Source organism: Flavobacterium sp. CAU 1735 (genome assembly GCF_039888695.1).
In the GTDB taxonomy this organism is placed as follows: domain Bacteria; phylum Bacteroidota; class Bacteroidia; order Flavobacteriales; family Flavobacteriaceae; genus Flavobacterium.
On sequence record NZ_JBDQQQ010000001.1, the window covers coordinates 942,813 to 965,156 of the forward strand.

The 22,344-nt window shown below is 39.6% G+C and carries 24 protein-coding genes; 17 read left to right on the top strand and 7 right to left on the bottom strand.

Translation table 11 applies throughout. From position 1 onward, the window contains the following. The first annotated feature begins 1 nt into the window (after nt 1). From AAFN64_RS04430 to AAFN64_RS04440, 3 genes are all read left to right on the top strand, one after another. Complete coding sequence (locus tag AAFN64_RS04430) at nt 2–472, top strand: DUF6495 family protein (protein WP_300488427.1); 471 nt, start codon at nt 2–4, stop codon at nt 470–472. Nucleotides 473–556: 84 nt separating this feature from the next. Further along, nucleotides 557–2,554, top strand: coding sequence for an NAD-dependent DNA ligase LigA (ligA, locus tag AAFN64_RS04435; protein ID WP_347759404.1), 1,998 nt, complete (start codon nt 557–559; stop codon nt 2,552–2,554). A gap of 154 nt (nt 2,555–2,708) precedes the next feature. Beyond that, nucleotides 2,709–3,413: a lysoplasmalogenase family protein gene (locus tag AAFN64_RS04440; RefSeq protein ID WP_300488433.1), complete on the top strand. Its 705-nt coding sequence runs from the start codon at nt 2,709–2,711 to the stop codon at nt 3,411–3,413. Here AAFN64_RS04440 and AAFN64_RS04445 read toward each other — a convergent pair. Both AAFN64_RS04445 and AAFN64_RS04450 read right to left on the bottom strand, forming a co-directional pair. After that, entirely contained in the window at nt 3,384–4,301 is a 918-nt protein-coding gene (locus AAFN64_RS04445) for a metallophosphoesterase (RefSeq protein ID WP_300488435.1), read from the bottom strand. The two genes, AAFN64_RS04440 and AAFN64_RS04445, sit on opposite strands and share 30 nt — an antisense overlap. A 12-nt stretch (nt 4,302–4,313) precedes the next feature. After that, complete coding sequence (locus AAFN64_RS04450; protein ID WP_300488437.1) at nt 4,314–5,096, bottom strand: 5'-nucleotidase; 783 nt, start codon at nt 5,094–5,096, stop codon at nt 4,314–4,316. Between the two features lie 48 nt (nt 5,097–5,144). Here AAFN64_RS04450 and AAFN64_RS04455 point away from each other — a divergent pair, with 48 nt between their 5' ends. From AAFN64_RS04455 to AAFN64_RS04520, 14 genes are all read left to right on the top strand, one after another. Continuing rightward, nucleotides 5,145–5,663, top strand: a complete 519-nt coding sequence (locus tag AAFN64_RS04455) for a hypothetical protein (RefSeq protein ID WP_347759405.1) — start codon at nt 5,145–5,147, stop codon at nt 5,661–5,663. Between the two features lie 9 nt (nt 5,664–5,672). After that, on the top strand, nt 5,673–6,554 hold the full coding sequence (gene dapA, locus AAFN64_RS04460; protein WP_347759406.1) for a 4-hydroxy-tetrahydrodipicolinate synthase: 882 nt from the start codon (nt 5,673–5,675) through the stop codon (nt 6,552–6,554). A 24-nt stretch (nt 6,555–6,578) separates the two neighbouring features. After that, on the top strand, nt 6,579–7,091 hold the full coding sequence (locus AAFN64_RS04465) for a ferritin (RefSeq protein ID WP_300488445.1): 513 nt from the start codon (nt 6,579–6,581) through the stop codon (nt 7,089–7,091). Nucleotides 7,092–7,254: 163 nt separating this feature from the next. After that, nucleotides 7,255–8,061: an outer membrane protein assembly factor BamD gene (bamD, locus tag AAFN64_RS04470; protein WP_347759407.1), complete on the top strand. Its 807-nt coding sequence runs from the start codon at nt 7,255–7,257 to the stop codon at nt 8,059–8,061. A gap of 11 nt (nt 8,062–8,072) precedes the next feature. After that, on the top strand, nt 8,073–8,390 hold the full coding sequence (locus AAFN64_RS04475) for a DNA-directed RNA polymerase subunit omega (protein WP_136402537.1): 318 nt from the start codon (nt 8,073–8,075) through the stop codon (nt 8,388–8,390). A gap of 5 nt (nt 8,391–8,395) precedes the next feature. Then, the gene (coaBC, locus tag AAFN64_RS04480; RefSeq protein WP_347759408.1) at nt 8,396–9,604 is read left to right on the top strand and encodes a bifunctional phosphopantothenoylcysteine decarboxylase/phosphopantothenate--cysteine ligase CoaBC; all 1,209 of its coding nucleotides are present in this window, start codon (nt 8,396–8,398) and stop codon (nt 9,602–9,604) included. Then, nucleotides 9,597–10,484: a DUF4835 family protein gene (locus tag AAFN64_RS04485; protein ID WP_300488456.1), complete on the top strand. Its 888-nt coding sequence runs from the start codon at nt 9,597–9,599 to the stop codon at nt 10,482–10,484. Before coaBC ends, AAFN64_RS04485 begins: the two co-directional genes overlap by 8 nt. A gap of 31 nt (nt 10,485–10,515) precedes the next feature. After that, a complete protein-coding gene (recN, locus tag AAFN64_RS04490; RefSeq protein WP_347759409.1) occupies nt 10,516–12,171 on the top strand; it encodes a DNA repair protein RecN in 1,656 nt (551 codons plus the stop codon). A gap of 12 nt (nt 12,172–12,183) precedes the next feature. Continuing rightward, nucleotides 12,184–12,708, top strand: coding sequence for a hypothetical protein (locus tag AAFN64_RS04495; RefSeq protein ID WP_300490347.1), 525 nt, complete (start codon nt 12,184–12,186; stop codon nt 12,706–12,708). Between the two features lie 10 nt (nt 12,709–12,718). Then, nucleotides 12,719–13,549: an SDR family oxidoreductase gene (locus AAFN64_RS04500; protein WP_300490349.1), complete on the top strand. Its 831-nt coding sequence runs from the start codon at nt 12,719–12,721 to the stop codon at nt 13,547–13,549. Between the two features lie 102 nt (nt 13,550–13,651). Further along, nucleotides 13,652–14,650 (top strand): glycosyltransferase, encoded by a 999-nt coding sequence (locus AAFN64_RS04505; protein ID WP_347759410.1) that lies wholly within the window; start codon nt 13,652–13,654, stop codon nt 14,648–14,650. 3 nt (nt 14,651–14,653) lie between these two features. Then, nucleotides 14,654–15,238 (top strand): dephospho-CoA kinase, encoded by a 585-nt coding sequence (coaE, locus tag AAFN64_RS04510; RefSeq protein WP_347759411.1) that lies wholly within the window; start codon nt 14,654–14,656, stop codon nt 15,236–15,238. A gap of 71 nt (nt 15,239–15,309) precedes the next feature. Continuing rightward, nucleotides 15,310–16,896, top strand: coding sequence for a HAMP domain-containing sensor histidine kinase (locus AAFN64_RS04515; RefSeq protein WP_300490357.1), 1,587 nt, complete (start codon nt 15,310–15,312; stop codon nt 16,894–16,896). A gap of 4 nt (nt 16,897–16,900) precedes the next feature. Next, a complete protein-coding gene (locus AAFN64_RS04520; protein ID WP_136402546.1) occupies nt 16,901–17,617 on the top strand; it encodes a response regulator transcription factor in 717 nt (238 codons plus the stop codon). Between the two features lie 152 nt (nt 17,618–17,769). Here the strand turns inward: AAFN64_RS04520 and AAFN64_RS04525 are convergent, their stop codons facing one another. The 5 genes from AAFN64_RS04525 to AAFN64_RS04545 are packed head-to-tail and all read right to left on the bottom strand — an operon-like array spanning nt 17,770 to nt 22,339. Further along, nucleotides 17,770–18,513, bottom strand: a complete 744-nt coding sequence (locus AAFN64_RS04525) for an acyl-ACP thioesterase domain-containing protein (protein ID WP_347759412.1) — start codon at nt 18,511–18,513, stop codon at nt 17,770–17,772. 2 nt (nt 18,514–18,515) lie between these two features. Continuing rightward, a complete protein-coding gene (gene miaA / locus AAFN64_RS04530) occupies nt 18,516–19,445 on the bottom strand; it encodes a tRNA (adenosine(37)-N6)-dimethylallyltransferase MiaA (protein ID WP_347759413.1) in 930 nt (309 codons plus the stop codon). Further along, complete coding sequence (locus AAFN64_RS04535) at nt 19,438–20,277, bottom strand: ion transporter (RefSeq protein WP_300490367.1); 840 nt, start codon at nt 20,275–20,277, stop codon at nt 19,438–19,440. The genes miaA and AAFN64_RS04535 overlap by 8 nt, the downstream gene beginning before the upstream one ends. A gap of 12 nt (nt 20,278–20,289) precedes the next feature. After that, entirely contained in the window at nt 20,290–21,651 is a 1,362-nt protein-coding gene (locus AAFN64_RS04540) for an exonuclease domain-containing protein (RefSeq protein WP_347759414.1), read from the bottom strand. Between the two features lie 28 nt (nt 21,652–21,679). Beyond that, nucleotides 21,680–22,339, bottom strand: a complete 660-nt coding sequence (locus AAFN64_RS04545; RefSeq protein ID WP_347759415.1) for a YggS family pyridoxal phosphate-dependent enzyme — start codon at nt 22,337–22,339, stop codon at nt 21,680–21,682. Between the last annotated feature and the right edge of the window lie 5 nt (nt 22,340–22,344).

Here is a 22,344-nt window from a genome sequence, read left to right on the forward strand (position 1 = left end):
AATGAGATATACGCGATTAACAAAAGAACAACTGGAAGAACTGCACCCGGAATTTGTAAATTTTCTGGCCACTCAATCGGTCGATAAAGCCGAATGGGATAAAATTAAAGCGCAAAACCCGGAAGTCGCCGAACAGGAGATCGATGTTTTTTCGGATCTGATCTGGGAAGGTGTGCTAACCAATGCCAAATACCTGGAACACTATTCGAAACACCATATTTTTCTGTTTCATTGCAGCGATATTCACATGCAAACCATTGTGATCCATTCGCTGGTTGAAGAAGTTGATTTTCTGACCAAAGAAGGGTTGAATTGGCTTAGTGATAATCTGTTTACGGATAATGTTGAAATCCAGAAAGGACAAAAGGTTTTTGTAGACGAACGCAACGACGAAATATTCGGACTGGTTCGTCAGGGAGCCATCCTGTGTGACGGCGATTTGTACCGTCAGATGGAAAATATACTTGAGTAATAGAAATTCGGAATTACATCCCGAAATTATCAGAAATTGGTTAAATTAGTTCCTTCAAACTGGTTTTCCCAATTTTTGTATTTTATGGACGTTTTGCAGACTATTCAGGCGCTGAGAGAAGCATTGAATCAACACAATTATAACTATTATGTGTTGGATAACCCAACAATCTCCGACTACGATTTCGATTTGAAATTAAAAGAGTTACAGGCACTTGAAGAGCAGTATCCGGAATATTTTGACGAAGATTCGCCAACCCAACGTGTAGGCGGTTCGGTAACGAAAAATTTCGAAACCATTTTACACGAATACCGAATGTATTCGCTGGACAATTCGTATTCCAAAGAAGACTTATTGGATTGGGAAAAAAGAGCGCAGAAAATCCTTGGGGATGTCGCGCTGGAATATACCTGCGAATTAAAATATGATGGCGCTTCGATCAGTATTACCTATGAAGACGGAAAGTTAAAACGCGCCCTTACCCGTGGCGACGGTTTTCAGGGGGATGATGTGACCAATAATATCAAAACCATAAAAGCCGTTCCGATCCGTTTAAAAGGCGATTATCCTCCGAAATTTGAAATTCGGGGGGAAATTATTCTGCCGTTTGCCGGTTTCGAAAAAATGAATCAGGAATTAATTGAAATAGGAGAAACACCGTATTCGAATCCGCGAAATACAGCATCGGGAAGTCTGAAATTACAGGATAGTTCCGAAGTTGCAAAAAGACCGTTGGATTGTTTGTTGTATGCGCTCGTAGGACAACAATTGCCGTTTCAGTCGCAATTCGAAGGTTTGGAAAAAGCACGTCAATGGGGTTTTAAAGTGCCAAAACAAGCACAGTTGGCCCGAAATATGGAGGAGGTTTTTGCTTTTATTGATCATTGGGATACGCAACGCCATACGTTGCCGTATGAAACCGATGGTGTGGTGATCAAGGTGAATAGTCTGCAATATCAGGACGAATTGGGGTATACGGCAAAATCACCGCGTTGGGCGATTGCTTATAAGTTTAAAGCCGAGCAGGTGTCCACACGATTGTTGTCTATTGCCTATCAGGTAGGACGAACCGGAGCGATTACGCCGGTAGCGAACCTTGAACCGGTTCAGTTGGCCGGAACGATTGTAAAACGTGCCTCGTTGCACAATGCAGATCAGATCGAAAAACTGGATATCCGAATTGGCGATACTGTTTTTGTCGAAAAAGGCGGCGAGATCATTCCTAAAATTATTGCTGTTGATGAAACGCAACGTCCAGCCGATTCGCAGCCTACCGTTTATATAACGCATTGCCCGGAATGCCAGACCGAACTGGTGCGGAAAGAAGGGGAAGCGCAGCATTATTGTCCGAATTTTTATGGATGTCCGCCACAAATCATTGGGCGAATCCAACACTATATCTCTCGAAAAGCAATGGATATTGAAGGTTTGGGAGGGGAAACTGTAGCTTTATTGTACAATAACGGACTGGTACACAATTATGCCGATTTGTATGAATTGACAAAAGAGCAAGTGATTCCATTGGAGCGAATGGCTGAAAAATCAGCGGATAATTTGATCAAAGGAATTGAGAAGTCCAAAGAAGTGCCGTTCGAAAGAGTGTTGTTTGCACTGGGAATCCGTTATGTAGGAGAAACCGTAGCGAAAAAACTGGCTAAACATTATAAAACCATCGATGCATTGGCGCAGGCAAGTCTGATGGATTTGGTTCTGGTTGATGAAATCGGAGAGCGAATCGCACAGAGTGTACTGGAATTTTTTACGAACGATGCCAATAAAATTATCATCGAACGATTGCGAAGTTTTGGCGTGCAACTGGAGATGGGTGCGCATCACGATACGGCCGTTTCGGATCTGTTATCGGGTAAAACGTTTGTAGTGTCCGGTGTTTTTGAAAAATTTTCCAGAGACGACCTTAAAAAAGCGATAGAAGACAATGGTGGAAAGGTGGGGAGTTCTATATCGAAAAAGACCGATTATGTTGTGGCCGGAGCGAATATGGGACCAGCGAAACTGGAAAAAGCAAGTCAGTTGAATATTCCGATTATCACGGAAGATGATTTTCTGCTAATGCTTCAATAAATGCTTTATTGTCAGGAGAATTATAGAAATTAACGTTTTTTTTTGATCCAAATCGATGGAATCTGCTTTTCCCGGAATTTTTACGTTATTGTAGGGTGTCCTATTGTAACTTGCGGCAAAAATCTTTCATTTTTAATCTGTTATGCGGCGTATTATGGAGCAAAAAGTAAAAGACGGAATAAGTGGAATTCTCATTTTGTTTTATTTTTTGATTGGCGGGATTTCGGTTGCGAGCGAATATATGCAGGATCATTTTCTGACGTATATTTCGAAACCCTTCCTGATGCCAATATTGTTTTATCTCTATTACCTAAACTCCGAAAAGCGGAACAATGCTTTTGTGCTTGCACTTTTTTTTAACTGGATAGCCAATATTGCCTTTGTGGCGGCCACAAAAGATACGGTGTATTTCGGATCGCTGTTTTTTCTGTTGTACCGCGTTATGGTGGTATATATGTTGGTGGAGCGGATTGCTTTTCCGAAGATTATTCCTTTTTTGATAGGTTGTATCCCGTTTTTCTTTATTTATATTACCGTTACAAGCCTTGTAAATGCCGAGATCGAAAACGGAATTTACCTGTTTTGGGTGAATGGGATTTTTATGATTTTTCTGGGCGGTTTTACCCTTGCGAATTATATCTTAAATAACAATAAGGTAAATACCCTGTTACTGATAAGTACCTTATTGTTTACGTTTATCCAGTTTCTCGTAACGATCAACCTGTATTATCTTACGTTGCCATTGTTTCAGCCGATTTCGTTGGCGATGTTTGTGGTGGCGCAGTATCTGCTTTATAAATCCGTTTTGATAATGGACTATAAAAGAGTTTTATACGACAATACTTCTTCCGGAGTGTGATTTGGTTTTGTTCGCGTCGAAATAAAAATCGATACGTCCTAAATTGATACCATAACATCCCACTTGATTGATCAAGACTTCTTTGCCGTCAAGATTTTTTTCAATTACCGGCTTGCTTAGGAAAGTGTGCGTATGTCCTCCAATGATCAGGTCGATGTCTTTGGTTCTTCGTGCCAAAAGAATATCACAGATACGTTCCGGCTCGTTGTTGTATTTAAAACCGATATGGGATAAACAAATCACCAGATCGCATTTTTTCTCGTGTTTCAGGATACGGGTCATTTCGGTCGCGGTTTCCACCGGATCGTTATAAACGGTTTCCTTATAAAGCTTTTTGTCCACAAGTCCCTGTAATTCAACTCCCAATCCGAAAACGCCGATTTTGATACCGTCTTTTTCGAATATTTTATACGGTTTAACAATGTCGTTTAAAACCGTGTTTTTAAAATCGTAATTGGCCGAAACGAAATCAAATTTAGCATGAGGTAATTGTGCATAAAAACCGTCAATTCCGTTGTCGAAATCGTGGTTACCCATAGTGGCCAAGTCGTATTGTAACATGCTCATCAGTTTGAATTCCAGTTCGCCGCCATAATAGTTAAAATAAGGCGTTCCCTGGAAAATATCACCGGCATCCAGTAGTAATACGTTTGGTGTTTCTTTGCGGATTTCCTGTATCAGACTGGCACGACGCGCCACGCCACCCATATTTGGGTTTTTTGGATCCGTGGCTGGAAATGGGTCGATATGACTGTGAACGTCATTGGTGTGTAATATCGTAATCTTTTTAATATCCGGGGCAGTTGTAAAGCTGCTTAGTGAAAGGCCTCCAACAGAAACCAGAGCAGAGCTCGCTAATGTGCCTTTTAAAAATTCTCTTCTTTTCATCTTCTTAATCTTTTATTCCAGGATAATTCGTTCGGTTGTGATAACAGGTATAGTGTCGACTTTTTTAAAGTAATCGATCAACAGGTTGCGGAGTTTGTAATCCATATCATACGATTGAATTCCCTTTTTAAAGAAATTCATGCTGTCGCCACCATTGGATAAATAATCGGATGTAGCAACATAGTATACCTGATCCTCCTGAAGGGGTTTTCCGTTAACGCTTAACGATTTGATGCTTAAATTGTCTTTGTTGGCTACGATTTTTAAACCGGATAACGGATGCGGTTTGCGTTCTTTTAAAATGTATTCGGCCATTTCGCGAATCTGAGCGCCTTTTAATGCGATAATGATCAAACTATTTTCAAAAGGCATGATTTCAAAAGCGGTACGAGTGGTAACATCGCCTTTTGGGAGTGGCGCGCGGATTCCGCCATGGTTCAACAGACAGATATCAATGTTTTTTTTCTCGCGTGACTGGAAAATCGGGTTGCCCATTTCGATGGTTACATCGGCCAATAGGTTTCCGATGGTTGTTTGCCAGGTTCCTTTGCTTTTGTCTAAGGTTTCCGGGCAATAGGCCAGTACATGGTCGAGTTCCTGGTTGATGTGATCGCGGTAAGGCGCTACATAATCTTCGATAGATTTAACATCCGGGTAAGCATTTGTGACACCGATTTGTTTTCCTTCAATTTTGGTGTTGTAGTACTTTTGAGTGGTACAGGAAACCGATAAAAAAATGCCCGTAAGGACAATAATTGAAGTTAAAATACGGTTATACTTTCTTAATTTTGTCATTTGTTATAATCCTTATTTAATTAACTTTGTATTCCAAGTAAAAGTACTATGTTTTTAAAAACAATAAAGGATTTTTTCCTAAAAAAAATCATTAAAAAAAGATTACCAAACTATAAACTTACCGTTACAACAGAGAAAATACAAACGATTGGTTTATTGCTGGATGAAAGTTATTTTTCGGCTCAGGACAATCTGATAAAGGAGTTGGTTGCGCAGGGAATCCCCGAAAAAAACATCTCCATTTTGATTTATAAAGATAAGATTAAGAAAAAAGAGGTCTTTGATTATCCTTTTTTTAGCAGAAAAGATATCGCTTTGGGAGGAGAACCGGTTAAAAAGGAAGTATTGGATTTTTGTGAAAATCCATTCGATATGCTGATCGGATATTATGATGTGGAAAAAGCGCCGTTGGTTTGGGTGACGTTACAGTCGAAAGCCAAATTTAAAGCCGGATTTGCTACAATCGATAAGCGATTGCACCACTTTATGATCGCAACGGTAGCCGAAAAGTACCAGGAGTTTGTATCGGAATTGTTTCGATACCTGAAAATTTTAAACAAAATATAAAAAATAATCATGCAATCATTAATAGGAACCGGTGTTGCACTTGTTACACCATTTAAAAAAGATTTTTCGGTAGACACCGAAGCATTAATCCGAATTGTAAACCATGTTGTGGATGGCGGAGTAGAATATTTGGTCGTTTTGGGAACAACGGGCGAATCGGCAACGTTGAGCCAGGACGAAAAAGAACTGGTGATCAAAACGGTTATCGAAGCAAACAACGGTCGTTTACCATTAGTATTGGGTGTTGGCGGAAACAACACGCATAAAGTGGTGGAGGAGTTAAAAACACGCGATCTTTCGGCTTTCCAGGCGATACTTTCGGTTTCACCGTACTATAATAAACCGACTCAGGAAGGAATTTACCAACACTTTAAAGCGGTAGCGGAAGCATCTCCAATACCGGTTATTTTATATAATGTACCGGGAAGAACGGCGAGCAATATGGTACCATCGACGGTAATCCGATTGGCAAATGATTTTAAAAATATTATCGGAATCAAAGAAGCTGCTGGTGACATTGTGCAGGCAATGAAATTGATTCAGCACAAACCGGAAGGCTTTTTGGTGATTTCCGGAGATGATATGGTGACATTACCGATGGTTTTAGCCGGTGGTTCCGGAGTGATCTCTGTAATCGGTGAAGGTTTTCCAAAAGAATTCTCGGAAATGGTACGTTTGGGCTTAGAGCGAAAAGTAGATGAAGCCTATAAATTGCATTATCTGTTAGCCGACAGTATCGATATGATTTTCGAACAAGGTAATCCGGCCGGTATCAAAGCGGTGTTTAAATCACTGGGATTATCGGAAGATACGGTGCGTTTGCCATTGGTAAATGTTAACGAAGATTTAGCAAAACGCATTGACGATTTTGTAAAGAAAATAGTAAATTAGCCTTTAATTAAAAAAAAGAAATATATGTTATCAAAAACTATTGAAGCAGCTGTTAATAACCAGATTAAGGTAGAAGCGGATTCGTCACAGATATACTTAGCAATGGCGTCTTGGGCTGAAGTTCAGGGTTTTGAAGGGATTGCAACATTTATGTATGCGCAGTCCGACGAAGAAAGAATGCACATGCTAAAGCTTGTGAAATATGTAAACCAACGTGGCGGTCAGGCGCAAATTCCGGCCGTTATCGAGCCATCACTGGACTATTCGTCTTTTAAAGCATTGTTTACACAATTGTTCGAACACGAAGTAATGGTGTCGGCAAGTATCAACGAATTGGTTCACGTTTCCTTATCGGAAAGAGACTATGCAACGCATAACTTCCTACAGTGGTATGTTTCGGAACAAATTGAAGAAGAAGCTACAGCAAGAACTATTTTAGACAAAATCAATCTTATTGGAGACGATAAAGGAGGATTGTACCTGTTTGATAATGATATGAAAAATTTCAGCGGGAATCAGCCAACGTCGGCACAATAATAGTATAAAAAACAAGTTTAAAGAAGATGTCATTTTACGGACATCTTTTTTGTTTTTCGGCTGAAAAAAAAGATTTTGTATTCTCTAATTAATAACTAAATTTGCATTTGCTTTCGGAAAAAGACTTTTCCGGGTTTTGAAGGCATAAAAACTGATAAATAAAATGAGTAAATTTCTATACGTTTTTCTTGTTGCGGTTCTGTTAACCTCATGTAGCCAGTATCAAAAGGCTTTAAAATCGGAAGATTTGGCGATGAAATATGAAGTGGCAACCAAAATGTACGACGCCGGAAAATATTCAAAAGCGATACGTTTGTTCGAACAGATAGCGGCACCAAACCGAGGAAAACCTCAGGCTGAAAAACTGTTTTATATGTTTGCGCAGTCGTATTATCAGACCAAACAGTACTATTTGTCAGGATATCAGTTCGAATCGTTTGTAGCGGGTTATCCGAAAAGTGAAAAAAGAGAAGAAGCTGCTTTTTTAGGAGCGAAAAGCTTTTATCAACTGTCACCGGTTTATTCGATAGACCAGACCGATACGCAAAAAGGTATCGATAAATTACAAGAGTATATCAATACGTATCCGGATTCGCCTAACATGGCCGATGCGAATAAAATGATCACCGAATTGCGTCAGAAGCTGGAGAAAAAAGCATTCGAAATCGCAAAACAATACAATACTATCGGGGAATGGTCGCGCGATTACAATGCGGCGATTAAAGCACTGGACAATTTTATTGTCGATTACCCGGGTACAATTTATAAAGAAGATGCTTTGTTTTATAAGTTCGATTCGACCTATAAACTGGCAATAAACAGTATTCATTCCAAAATGGAAGACCGTTTGCACACGGCTAAAACAGCCTATTCGGCGCTAATCCGTTTTAAGGGAGATACCAAATACAAAGCAAAAGCCGATGAAATGTTGGCCAATATTGATAAAGAATTACAACAATTTTCTAAATAATTAAGAACGTCATGGATTTAAAAAAGACTACTGCTCCAGTTAACACGGTTACCTACAATAAGAGTAAGATTGAAGAGCCGACAGGAAACGTGTATGAAGCGATCACCATTATGGCAAAAAGAGCAAATCAGATTAATTCCGAAATCAAAAAAGAATTGATCGATAAGCTTGACGAGTTTGCTACTTACAATGACAGTCTTGAGGAAATTTTTGAAAACAAAGAGCAAATCGAAGTTTCCAAGTTCTACGAAAAACTACCAAAACCACATGCTTTAGCAGTGCAAGAGTGGTTGGATGGTAAAATCTATTACAGAGACTCAAATAAATAATCCTAATGTCTGTTTTAAGCGGTAAAAAAATAATACTGGGTGTTTCTGGTGGAATTGCCGCATATAAAACGGCAACATTAGTTCGACTTCTTATCAAAGCAGGTGCTCAGGTCCAGGTGGTCATGACACCTGCTTCTAAAGATTTTGTAACCCCCTTAACGCTGTCGACCTTATCCAAGCGACCGGTTTTTTCCACTTTTTTTAACGAAGAAGATGAGAATGCCGTTTGGAATAATCATGTCGATTTAGCGCTTTGGGCCGATCTGATCGTAATTGCTCCGGCTACGGCCAATACCCTTTCCAAAATGGTCAATGGCAATTGCGATAATCTACTCATTGCAACCTATCTTTCTGCAAAATGTCCGGTTTATTTCGCTCCGGCGATGGATTTGGATATGTATAAACATCCGTCTACCATTGCGAGTTTTAACGCTTTGCGGGATTTTGGGAATCATATTATTCCGGCCGAAAAAGGCGAATTGGCCAGTGGACTTTCCGGAGAAGGTCGTATGGCTGAACCCGAAAATATAGTCGCTTTTCTCGAAAAAGATCTGGAAGACCAATTGCCATTACGCGGAAAAAAAATACTGGTTACTGCCGGTCCTACATACGAAGCAATCGATCCGGTGCGTTTTATAGGAAATCATTCGTCCGGAAAAATGGGCTATGATATTGCCAAAGCTGCCGCCGATGCCGGAGCCGAGGTGATTTTAGTATCCGGTCCGACACATTTGGATATCAAACACGAACACATTCAGATCCGACGGGTGCAATCGGCACAGGAAATGTATGACGCGTGTCACGACTGTTTTGATCAGGTCGATACGGCTGTTTCGGCTGCTGCGGTTGCTGATTATCGTCCGAAAAATGTTGCTAGTCAGAAAATAAAAAAGAATGATGCTGCGTTTTCCATAGAACTGGAAAAAACAAAAGATATACTCGCTTCGCTGGGCGAGGTCAAAAAAAATCAGTTTTTGATTGGATTTGCACTGGAAACCGAAAATGAAATTGAGCATGCCAAGCAGAAAATTCAGAAAAAAAACTTAGATTTGATAGTTTTAAATTCATTAAACGATACCGGTGCCGGTTTTGGTAAACCTACCAATAAGGTAACGTTTATTGATAGGAATTTTTTAGTCGAGCCGATGGAACTTAAAACCAAAGAAGAAGTCGCTCAGGATATTGTCAACAAAATAATAGCTCATTATGCGTAACTGGATACTACTTATACTTACTTTTTTATCGTTAAACAGCTTTGCGCAGGAACTGAATTGTAGTGTAAGTGTAAATTACAGTCAGATTACAAACGTAAACCCGCAGATTTTCAAAACCCTCGAAAAGCAGGTGACGGAGTTTATGAACAATACCAAATGGACTGAAAAAACTTTTAAGCAAAACGAAAGAATCAACTGTGTGGTATTTATCACGGTAAACGGTTTCGATTCCAACAACTTCGATGCGACCATTCAGGTGCAATCGTCCCGACCAATTTACAACTCGACCTATTCGTCACCGGTGTTTAATATTAACGACAAAGATTTTAAATTCCGTTATGTCGAATTCGAAAATATGTATTTTAACCCGAATAGCTTTGATTCCAATCTGATTTCGGTTTTGGCATTCTATGCGAATATGATTATCGGGATCGATGCGGATACCTATCAGAATATGGGCGGTGGAAAATACCTGGATGCGGCTTTGGCAATTGCCAATGTAGCGCAGTCCAGCGGTTATGAAGGATGGATACAATCGGAAAAACGAAATACGCGTTACTATTTGATCAATGACATGTTATCGAATACTTACGCGCCTTTTAGAGAAGCGATGTACCAGTATCATTTACAGGGATTGGATCGAATGGCTGAAAATCAGAAAACGGCCAAGGAAAAAGTAATTGCTTCGATCGAAACCCTTTCGAAAGTACACGACGTACGTCCGAATTCGTTCCTGATGCGGGTGTTTTTCGATGCTAAAGTCGACGAATTGGTGAGCATGTATTCCGGCGGACCAAATGTCGATATTGTACAACTGACTGAAAAATTAAATAGAATATCTCCATTAAATTCTTCTAAATGGAGTAATATAAAATACTAAATTTGTGTTTTACTAAACCGCTGCACAAATTATGTTGACATCCTTATCGATTAAAAATTTTGCTCTGATTGAACAGTTGGATATTCGTTTTTCGAACGAGTTTTCGATTATAACCGGGGAAACCGGAGCAGGAAAGTCGATCTTATTGGGCGCGTTAGGCTTGGTGTTGGGACGCCGTGCGGATTTAACCTCCCTAAAAGATAAAGAACAGAAATGTGTGATCGAAGCACATTTCGAAATTCAATCCTACGCATTACAGCCTTTTTTCGAGGAAAACGATCTCGATTACGAAACGACAACCATCATTAGAAGGGAAATCCTGCCATCGGGTAAATCGAGGGCTTTCGTCAATGATAGTCCGGTAAACCTACAGGAATTACAGGAGTTGGGCGATTTTTTACTGGATATTCATTCACAGCACCAAACACGGGAATTAACAGACGAAGCTTATCAGTTGCAAATTCTGGATGCCTTAGCCGGTCATCAGGACTTGTTACAGGATTATAAAACCCGTTTGTCGCGTTATAAAGCCATCCGTTCGCAATTAAAACAATTACAGTCGGAAAAAGACGCCTTGTTAAAAGAACAGGATTATAATAGTTTTTTATTGGAAGAGCTATTGGCGGCCAATTTAAAAGATGGCGAGCAGGAAGAACTGGAAGCCGCTTTCGAACGATTAAACAACGTGGAATTTATCCGGGAAGCACTGGATAAATCGATGATGATTGCCAATGAAGAGCAAATCGGACTTATTCAGAACTTAAAAGAAGTCAAAGCGACCTTGCTAAAAATAGCACCGTTGTCTATAGAATACCAGGATTTGTCCGACCGGGTTTCCAGTGTGCTGATTGAGTTTGATGATATCGCCGATGAATTACAACGGCATTCTGAAGCCTTAATGAGTGACCCGGAACAATTGGAACTGACCAATCAGAAATTACAAAATATCTATTCGCTTCAGAAAAAGCATCAGGTAAACACTGTTGCCGAACTGTTGGCAATCCAACTGGCGCTTGACGAAAAAGTCGTTCAGGCTGACGATATGGATAGCCGGATTGAAGCCTTAAACCGGGAAGAAACGGAGCTAAAAGAAAGTTTAAACGGATTGGCGGAAACGATTTCGGCAAACCGTACAAAAGCAGCACCGGTTTTAATCGGACAAATAACCGAAATACTTGCGGAACTGGGCATGCCAAATGCCCGTTTTGAATTCGATATCCGCCCGTCGGAAACGTTTTTACCATTGGGAAAAGACGAAGCGCAATTGTTGTTTTCGGCCAACAAAGGAACCAGTTTCGGATTGCTGAAAAAAGTAGCTTCCGGAGGGGAAATGTCGCGAATTATGCTGGCTGTAAAAGCCATACTGGCCAATTATACCAAATTGCCCACCATTATATTTGATGAAATTGATACCGGAGTTTCCGGGGAAATTGCCCATAAAATGGGGGATATTATGAAAAAGATGAGTCGGAAAATGCAGGTTTTTGCCATTACGCATTTACCGCAAATTGCCGCCAAAGGAAATCAGCATTATAAAGTATTTAAATTCGTACAGGGAGAAACCACGGTTTCCGAATTAAAACTGCTGACCAATGAAGAGCGTATTGTGGAGATTGCGGAAATGCTTTCCGGAAAAGATATCTCCGATTCGGCACGTAACCATGCCCGATCGTTATTAATGGATTAAAAGGATTTTGTTTTGGAAGAAAATATTAGTTACTACGAAAATCAGTTCATCCGGGCTGATGCTTTGATTTCGGATGGAAATGTGTCCGAAGCAAAAGAAATTCTCGAAGAAATTCTGGATCAGTATCCGGATTTTGGAAAAGCACACAATCACCTGGGATGGATCTATTATACGAAACTGAGTAATCACGAAAAAGGAGCCTATCACTACAAACTGGCCATGCGTTTTGACCCGAAATACCCGGCGGCTTACCTGAATTATACCTATTTATTAGTCGATCTGGGACGATTAGAGGAAGCTAAAGAGCATATCGCCGAAACGCTGAATACACTTGAAGGAGCCGATAAAGCATCCTATAATAGCGAATTAGGACGGATTTATGAAATGGAATTTAACCTGATTCCGGCTTATGAAGCCTATAAAAAAGCGGCGTCCTACGGGTTTGGCGCTCAGTTTATTGAGAATATGAAGATGAATATGAACAGGGTGAAAGATAAAATGACTATTTTTGAAAAATTAAAATTGAAATTTACTTAAAAACATAGCTATGTACAATTTATTAAAAGGAAAAAGAGGGATCATTTTTGGAGCGTTAGATGAGAATTCAATCGCCTGGAAAACGGCTGAGCGCGTACATGAAGAGGGAGGAACATTTGTTTTGTCCAATGCTCCGATTGCAATGCGTATGGGTACGATCAACCAGTTGGCAGAAAAAACAGGTTCCCAGATAATTCCTGCTGATGCTACTTCCGTTGAAGATTTGGAAAACCTGGTAGAAAAGGCAATGGAAATCCTTGGTGGTAAGATTGACTTCGTTTTGCACTCCATTGGGATGTCTGTAAATGTAAGAAAAGGAAACCACTATACGAATCAGAATTATGATTTTACAGAAAAAGGATGGGACGTATCTGCGGTATCCTTCCATAAAGTAATGCAGGTTTTATACAAAAAAGACGCCATGAACGAATGGGGAAGTATCGTAGCCTTAACCTATATGGCGGCACAACGTGTATTCCCGGATTATAACGATATGGCCGATAATAAAGCCTATTTAGAGTCGATCGCACGTAGCTTCGGATATTTCTTCGGAAGAGACAAAAAAGTACGTGTAAACACGATTTCACAATCGCCTACGCCAACGACTGCCGGTCAGGGAGTAAAAGGTTTCGGTGGATTTATTTCTTTCGCCGATAAAATGTCGCCGCTAGGAAATGCTTCTGCTTTAGACTGTGCTAACTATACCGTAATGATGTTCTCGGATCTTACTAAAAAAGTAACGTTGCAGAACCTGTTACACGACGGAGGATTCTCGAATATGGGAGTAAGTCAGGAAGTAATGGAAGCTTTCGAAGAAGGATTAGCCAATAAAAACGACTAAAAGTATAGCGTAATTGAAAATAGAATTACTCGTGAAAACCATCTCTTTGAGGTGGTTTTTTTCTTTTTATAAAGTTTATCTTTGTTAAAAAATAAAGAACCCATGTATTTTTCATTGATAATTCCGGTGTATAACCGACCGGATGAAATTGAGGAACTGTTGCAAAGTTTGGTGCGACAGAATTATAACGAAGCTTTCGAAGTCGTGATAGTGGAAGACGGCTCTACTATTCCGTGTGAAACGGTTGTGGAGGCGTTTAAAAGCAAATTGTTTATTTCCTATTACAACAAGCCCAATTCCGGGCCGGGCGATTCCCGTAACTACGGAATGCGAAAAGCTATCGGACACTATTTTATTATTTTGGATTCCGATTGCATCTTACCGGAAAATTACGTAACTTCCATAGCCAATAACCTACAAAAAAACTATGTAGATTGTTTTGGCGGACCTGACAATGCATTGGATTCTTTTTCGGACATTCAGAAGGCGATTAATTTTACGATGACAGCATTTCTAACCACGGGCGGTATTCGTGGCGGTTCCGAAAAAATCGGAAAATTCCAGCCGCGAAGCTTTAATATGGGCTTGTCTAAAAAAGCATTTGAAGCCTCCGGAGGATTTGGAAATATTCATCCGGGAGAAGATCCGGATCTGTCGATACGACTGTGGGAAATGGGATTTGAAACCAGATTGTACAAAGATTCGTATGTATATCATAAACGACGTATTGATTGGAGTAAATTCTATAAACAGGTCAATAAATTTGGAAAAGCAAGACCAATATTGGATTCCTGGTATCCAAAATACCGGAAAATAACCTTCTGGTTTCCAACCTTATTTTGCTTTGGATTTTTGGTTGCGATAGCGCTTTATGCATTTGGAATTCCGTTGCTTTTTCAGTGTTATGCTTTATATTTTGCGATTTTATTCCTATCGGGAATCATTGAAAATGCGAGTTTAAAGATTGGGTTTTTAGCGGTTATAGCCGCCGTAATTCAATTTTACGGCTACGGAATTGGCTTTTTTAAATCGTTTTTTAGGATAACTGTACTAAAAAAACAACCGGAAAAGGCATTTCCGGAATTATTTTTTAAAAAATAAGACATGACAAAAATTGTAGGACTCACCGGCGGGATCGGAAGTGGGAAGTCGACCATCGCGGAATATATTCATTCGAAAGGTGTTCCGGTTTATATAGCTGATGATCAGGCGAAAAGAATAATGGACGATCCTGAAATTGTAAAAAAAGTCCGGGAAATTTTTGACGAGAATGTTGTGGAAAATGAAAAATTAAATCGCAAAAAAATTGCGGAATTAGTGTTTTCTTCACCTAATTTATTAAAAAAATTAAATGAAATTATACATCCGGCTGTTAAAGAAAATTTTGATAAATGGTTAAAAAATAATAAAAAAAGTAATTTTATAGTTAAAGAAGCTGCAATTCTTTTTGAGAGTGGTAGTTATAAAGATTGCGATAAAATAATATTGGTAACGGCCCCGCAAGATATTCGTATTGAACGGGTTATGAATCGGGATAAAGTTAGTCGCGATCAGGTACTCGACCGTATGAAAAACCAGTGGGACGATGCGAGGAAAGCAGAATTTAGCGATTATATAATAGACAACACCGATTTGACCATTTCTTTAAAAGAAGTGGATTTAATTCTTAAAGAATTGAATAAAATGTAAAAACCGCCATAGATGTTAATCTTTGGTTAATGTTTTTAAGGAATAAATGTTAAAATGTTAATTTTGTTTTGATGAATAAAACGAGATTCCTCTTATTGATTATCCTGATGAGCCTGTCGTTGGTGGGTATTATTCTGGTACAATTATTCTGGATTAATACTTCCTACAAGAACAACGAAGAACAATTCAAGTACCACGTACAACAGGTTATCGGTAGTGTAGCGAATAAACTACAACAACAGGAGTACTTTGAGTTCTATGAAAAGTTCAACAAGTTAAAGGACAGTATTGGAAAAGTACCGAGACAAAGCGATTTGTTAGAGTATTTTTATGTAAAACGCGATCCAAAAACCAACGAGCAAATCATTTACTCCAATACCATCGTTTTAGAAGATTACAATTTAAACCGTTCGTTCTTTGATAAAAGATCTGACTCCGTTTCGCTCAAAAGTTTCGTAGCGAAACGAAAAACAGAAATCTATAATGGAAATGTGGTCGATAATGCCGCAACTTTTCAGAAAGCACCAATGCCTGATGTAACGATCGAAAAGGAAGGAAATCTCGATATTCTGGATAAAGCCCAGTTTGAGATCTATTTTAAGGATATCGTAGGTTTAAAACCGATTCAGGAGCGTGTTTCGAAAGAGAAGCTGCACAATATGCTGCAAAACGAACTCAGTCAGTACGGTGTGAAAACGCCTTTTGAGTTTGGAATTTACAGCAATATGCTGGCCACCAAAGTAAAATCGGAAAATTTTAATTACGATAAAAACTCAACCTACAGTATTCCGGTGTTTCCGGATAACGAAGGACAAAGCAAATACCAGCTATTGTTGAGTTTTCCGCAAAAAAATAAATTCCTTTTTTCGTCATTGGTCGGTATAACCACCCTTTCCATCATCTTTACGCTGGTCATTATTGTAGCCTATTTTAGCGCACTAAACCAGCTGATACGACAAAAACAGATTTCGGAGATCAAAACCGACTTTATCAACAATATGACCCATGAGTTTAAAACACCTATTGCCACGATCAATCTGGCTTTGGATGCGATTAAAAACCCAAAGATCATCGATGATAAGGAAAAAGTACAACGCTACCTGCAAATGATACGGGATGAGAACAAACGAATGCACGCACAGGTAGAAAATGTACTACGGATTTCCAAGCTTGAAAAACGGGAATTGGAAATCAGTAAAGAACCAACAGATGTTCATACGATAATAGAAGATGCAATGGAGCATGTTAACCTTATTGTGGAAGACCGCGGCGGGATCATTAAAGAACATCTGAATGCCAAACGAACCACGATATTGTTAAACGACGTACATTTTACGAATGTAATGGTTAACATACTGGATAATGCAATAAAATATTCACCGGAAGCACCGATAATTGACGTGATAACAGAAAATGTCAAAGATTTTATACTGATAAAAGTAAAAGATCACGGAGCGGGAATGAGTAAAGTGGCTCAAAAAAGAATTTTTGAGAAATTTTACCGGGAACATACCGGCGATTTACACAATGTAAAAGGACACGGGCTTGGATTAGCCTATGTAAAGCGAATTGTTGAAGACCATAACGGTCAGATATTCGTTGAAAGTGAGAAGGGAAAAGGAAGTACCTTCATTATAAAAATGCCACTAATAAATTAATGATATGGATACGACTAACAAAAAAATTCTTTTAGTAGAAGATGACCCCAATTTTGGAGCAGTGCTCAAAGATTACCTTTTAATAAATGATTTTGAAGTTACTTTAGCCAAAAACGGAATGGAAGGTTTCGAAAAATTCAAAAAAGACAACTTCGATTTATGTATTTTGGACGTAATGATGCCTTACAAAGATGGTTATACCTTAGCGAGAGAAATCCGCGAAAAAAATAAAGAAGTGCCGATTATCTTTTTAACGGCAAAATCAATGAAAGAAGACGTTTTAAAAGGGTATAAAGTAGGTGCAGATGATTACTTGAACAAACCTTTTGACTCGGAAGTTTTATTGATGAAGATCAAAGCGATCATCCAGCGTAAAGCTTCAGAAGTAAAAACAGACAATACAAAATTTGAATTCCAGATTGGTAAATTCCATCTGAACTCCAAATTGCGTTTCCTTTCGTTCCAGAATGAGGAGCCGATCAAATTGTCACCAAAAGAAAATGAATTGCTAAAAATGTTGGCCTTACATGAAAATGATTTGATGCCAAGAGAATTAGCATTAACCAAAATCTGGAGAGACGACAACTACTTCACCTCAAGAAGTATGGACGTTTATATTGCCAAATTACGTAAATACCTGAAACAGGATGAGGATGTTGAAATCCTGAACATCCACGGAGAAGGTTTCCGTTTGGTAATCAAAAATAAAGTTACAGAATAAAAAGCACCCAAGCTACTTAGAAAAAAAGAAGCGCCCGGATTCAAATCCGGGCGCTTTTTTTATAACTTATTGAATACACCTGACAGGTTTTCGAAACCTGTCAGGTGTTTTAGATGGTTTCAAAAAACTGTCAGGTGTTTTATAGGGTTCGCTTATTTCCAGTCCAATTGTAGTGCGAAACAGGTCTTATCGGCTTTAGCAACCGAAAAATAAGTTGGTTTGACTTCCGGTGTTTTATGAATCGAGATCGTATCATTCAGACTCAATTCCCGTAAAAAATTCATTTCAAAGCTTTTGATTTCCTGTTTCAGGACGGCTTTGGCATCGAGCGTATCCAAACACCATTCCAGGTATTTTACGTTGTTTACGTGATTCACAATGTCCAGATCAGATAATACCACATTTCGGTTGGCTACGGTCTCCGTATCGCGGGAAACATTAATCTTAGAAAAGTGCTGTTCGGTGGCATGCCACTCCGGATATTTTTCAAAATGTTCGTGTGGTAACGCCAAGGCTTCGGCTTTTCGGAGTTTGGTATTAAAAACCGCCCAAAAAGTAGAAGCTCCGGCTACTTTTTTTCCATTCAGATACATTTCGATATTTCGGATGGAACGCGAACCCTGTAGGTCTTCGATCCAGGTTTTAACGGTTACTTTGTCCATCCATTTGGGAAGAACGTCGGTTATTTCTACGCGAATACGACTCAAAACCCAGGCCTGATCGTGTTGTTGCATATCATTAAAACTCAATCCACCGTGAATGGAATGTTCTGCGGCTGTTAATTGCAGGATATTGCACAAATCGACATATTTCAGGTAACCGAAAGGAGTACATTGTGTAAAATTAATTTCCCATTCGTGTTCGAAAACGGAAGTAAAATCAGGGGATATAGGCATTGTTATGTATTTTGGGTTTGTTGATCCGCATACGCGATAAGCTGCTCAACCGGTGTATTATAATCGAACCATTGGGCGTTTTCGGTACGTTTAAACCAGGTAATCTGCCGTTTGGCAAAGCGCCGTGTATTCTTTTTAATTTCTTCGATAGCAAAATCGAGTGTGTAATCACCGTCAAAATAACTAAATAATTCCCGATAACCGACGGTTTGTAAGGCGTTTAACGTTTTATTGGGATAAAGCAATTTGGCTTCTTCGAGCAAACCGGCATCCAACATCAGATCCACACGGCGATTGATACGGTCGTACATTACTTCGCGCTCGGCTTCCAGTCCGATGACTACCGGAATAAAATTGCGTGCATTTTTTTTCTGATTCAGAAAGGAAGAATACGGCTTTCCGCTACCAAGGCTAACTTCCACAAAGCGCATCATACGCTGTGGGTTTTGTAATGTTTGCGGATTTTCGGCACTTATTTTTTGATAGTATTCCGGATCGAGTCGCGCGAGTTCTTCCTGAAGGTAGGTAATTCCTGTGTTTTCGTAGTTTTCCCGAATGTTTTCCCGTACCGACGGATCGATTTCCGGAAAATCATCAAACCCCTTTAAAATGGCATCTACATACAAACCGGAACCGCCCACCATAATCTGGACATTGTTTTTAGCAAACAGTTCGTCGAGCTTGGTTGTAGCGTCTCTTTCGAAATCGCCAACCGTATACGGATCGAAAACCGAAATATGCTGGATAAAATGATGCGGCGCTGCGGCAAGTTCAATAGCAGACGGCACCGCGGTACCGATGGTCATTTCTTTAAAAAACTGACGACTGTCGCAGGAAAGGATATCGCATTTAAAATGTCGGGCGAGTTCTATGCTTAAAGCCGTTTTGCCAATAGCGGTCGGGCCTATAATGGTGATCAGGTAATTAGCCATTTGTTAATTTTTCGCCACAATGATGGCAATATCTGGAATCTTCGTTATAAATGATGGTTGTACAGGACGGACATTTTCGTTTTCCGTCTATATCCGGAGCATTTCGCTTGGCATTCGCAAACTCGGCTGTTACGATACCGGTTGGAACTGCAATGATACCATAACCCATGATCATAATAAAAGCCGCGATAATCTGACCTAAGGTAGTAATCGGAGCAATATCGCCATAGCCTACGGTTGTAAGGGTAACAATACACCAGTAAATGCTTACCGGAATACTGGTAAACCCGCTTTCCGGACCTTCGATAACATACATGATGGCGCCAAGTAAAATGGAAACCACCAAAATAAAGTAAATAAATACGATGATTTTGGTTCGACTGGCTTTAATGGCCAGTTTTAGCTGGGATTCCTGACCGGTAAAATGCACCAGATTCAGAATTCCAAACAAACGAAGTAGTCGTAAGGCTCTGATAACAGACAACATTCGTGATCCGGGGACAAAAAAGGACAAATACATCGGTAAGATGGAAATAAGATCCACGATACCGTAAAAGCTAAAAATATATTGTAGCGGACGTCTGTTACAAATGATCCGGAGTGCGTATTCAATACTGAAAAACACGGTGATAATCCATTCCGAAACCACGATAAATGTATGGTGTTTCAAATCGAGTTTTTCGATCGATTCGAGCATTACCAGTAAAACACTCAATAGAATAACACCCAATAAGGCCAAATCGAAAAGACGTCCGGCAAACGTATTGGAACCATAAATAACAATATACGTTTTTTGCTTAAAAAGATCGTATTTGGTTTTTAAAGCTTTCAAAACGGTTAGGTGTTAAAACGTTACTACTTTGTTGACTTTTTTCTTTCGCAGGTAATTCTGGATAATATTGCGTGTGTCCCGGTTGTTTTCCATCGGGATAATGATCTTTTTTAGAATATCGATATTATTGATCTGATAATTCAGGTCGTAAAAACAATAGCCTTTATAAATGCCGTTTTCTACCAATATGGCCGTTCTTTCGTCGATACTGCGACCGCGATCCACAATAACCATATTTTGGTTCTGAAACTGATAGTTGTCGATAAAATCCTGTACGCGTACATTGTATTCTGCAGGACTTTCCTTACCGATGCAGGCGCCGTTACATTGTTTGATATCGTATTGAAAACAACCTTTTTTGGTGTCGTACAAACCATTGATCTTCTGACATAACTGGTATTCGGCGGTAATCTTATGCAGGAAGTTTTTACCTTCCACAACGGTTACAAAAGAGGTGATCTCTTTTTTACGACCATCGGCTTTAGCCAGACGAAGACTTAAATAGCCCTCACTGTCTTTTTCGGCATATAAAGCCCATGGAAAGATGGTTTTGCGTTGGGCGCGGTTATAAACCGGTTTGTTGATCTTGATTTCTTCGCTTTCTTTTAAAAGCGCAATCAATTCGCTACCGGTTTCTTCAAAAGTGACGGCGTAGACCTCGTTTTGTATTTTTTTAGCCTTACGGGAAGTCCCTGTAAAATGCTGGTTCACGCGTTTTTTTATGTTTTTGCTTTTGCCGATGTAAATAATGGTTCCGTCTTCGCGATGGATGTAGTAAATGCCGGTTTTGGATGGAATACCTTCCACAATATCCAGCAATTTTGGCGACATCCCGGATTTGATTTCCTTTTTGATAAACGTGGTAACGATTTCCTTTTTAAGATCCTTGGACAAAAGCATTTTAAACAGCTTTACGGTAGCCATCGCATCGCCGGTTGCGCGGTGACGGTCGGCGATTGGAATTCCAAGACTACGAACCAGTTTTCCAAGACTGTAGGAAGGTTGGTCGGGAATTAGTTTTTTGGACAACTCCACAGTACACAGCGTATTTCGGTTGAATTCATAACCCAGTCGGCGGAATTCCATACGGAGCACGCGATAATCGAAAGCCGCATTGTGGGCTACGATAATACAATCCTGTGTGATTTCGATGATGCGTTTGGCGACTTCATAAAATTTAGGAGCCGAACGCAGCATGGCATTATTAATACCGGTCAGTTTAACTACAAACGGTTGTATGGGAATTTCAGGATTGACCAGACTAATAAACTGATCAACCACTTCATGGCCGTCGAAACGATAGATAGCAATTTCGGTAATGCCCTCTTCGTTATATTGTCCTCCTGTCGTTTCTATGTCAAGTATAGCGTACAATTCTGTGTCTGAGTTTTAAAATTCGCGGTTAGCGGGAGCCAAAAATACTGCTTCCGATCCGTACCATTGTACTGCCGCAGTCGATAGCAATCGCATAATCGCCCGACATGCCCATAGATAAAATGGAAAGGTCAGTAGTTTGGGTTTTGTTATTTTTATACGTGTCAAAGATAGCTTTTAAACGGCTAAATTCTTTTTTAATTTGTGCTTTACTATCGGTAAAGGTTGCCATTCCCATTAATCCCGTAATTCGCACGTTTTGTAAGTCCTGTAAAGCATCGGAAGTGAGCAATGTTTGTAATTCGTTTTCATCCAATCCGAATTTGCTTTCTTCTTCGGCTATATATATCTGCAGCAGGCAATCGATAACCCGATTGTTTTTTTGAGCCTGCTTGTTAATTTCCTGTAATAGTTTTAAACTGTCCACACCGTGAATAAGGCTCACATAAGGCGCCATATATTTCACTTTATTGGTCTGAACATGTCCAATCATATGCCATTGGATATCCTTAGGCATTTGTTCCCATTTCTCGGTCATTTCCTGGATCTTATTTTCACCGAAAATACGCTGACCGGCTTCATAGGCTTCCATTAAATCGGAAACGGGTTTGGTTTTGGAAACGGCTACCAGCGTAACCTGTTCCGGTAAGCCCGCTTGTATTGCTGTAAGATTTTCACGTATTGTCATAGCGT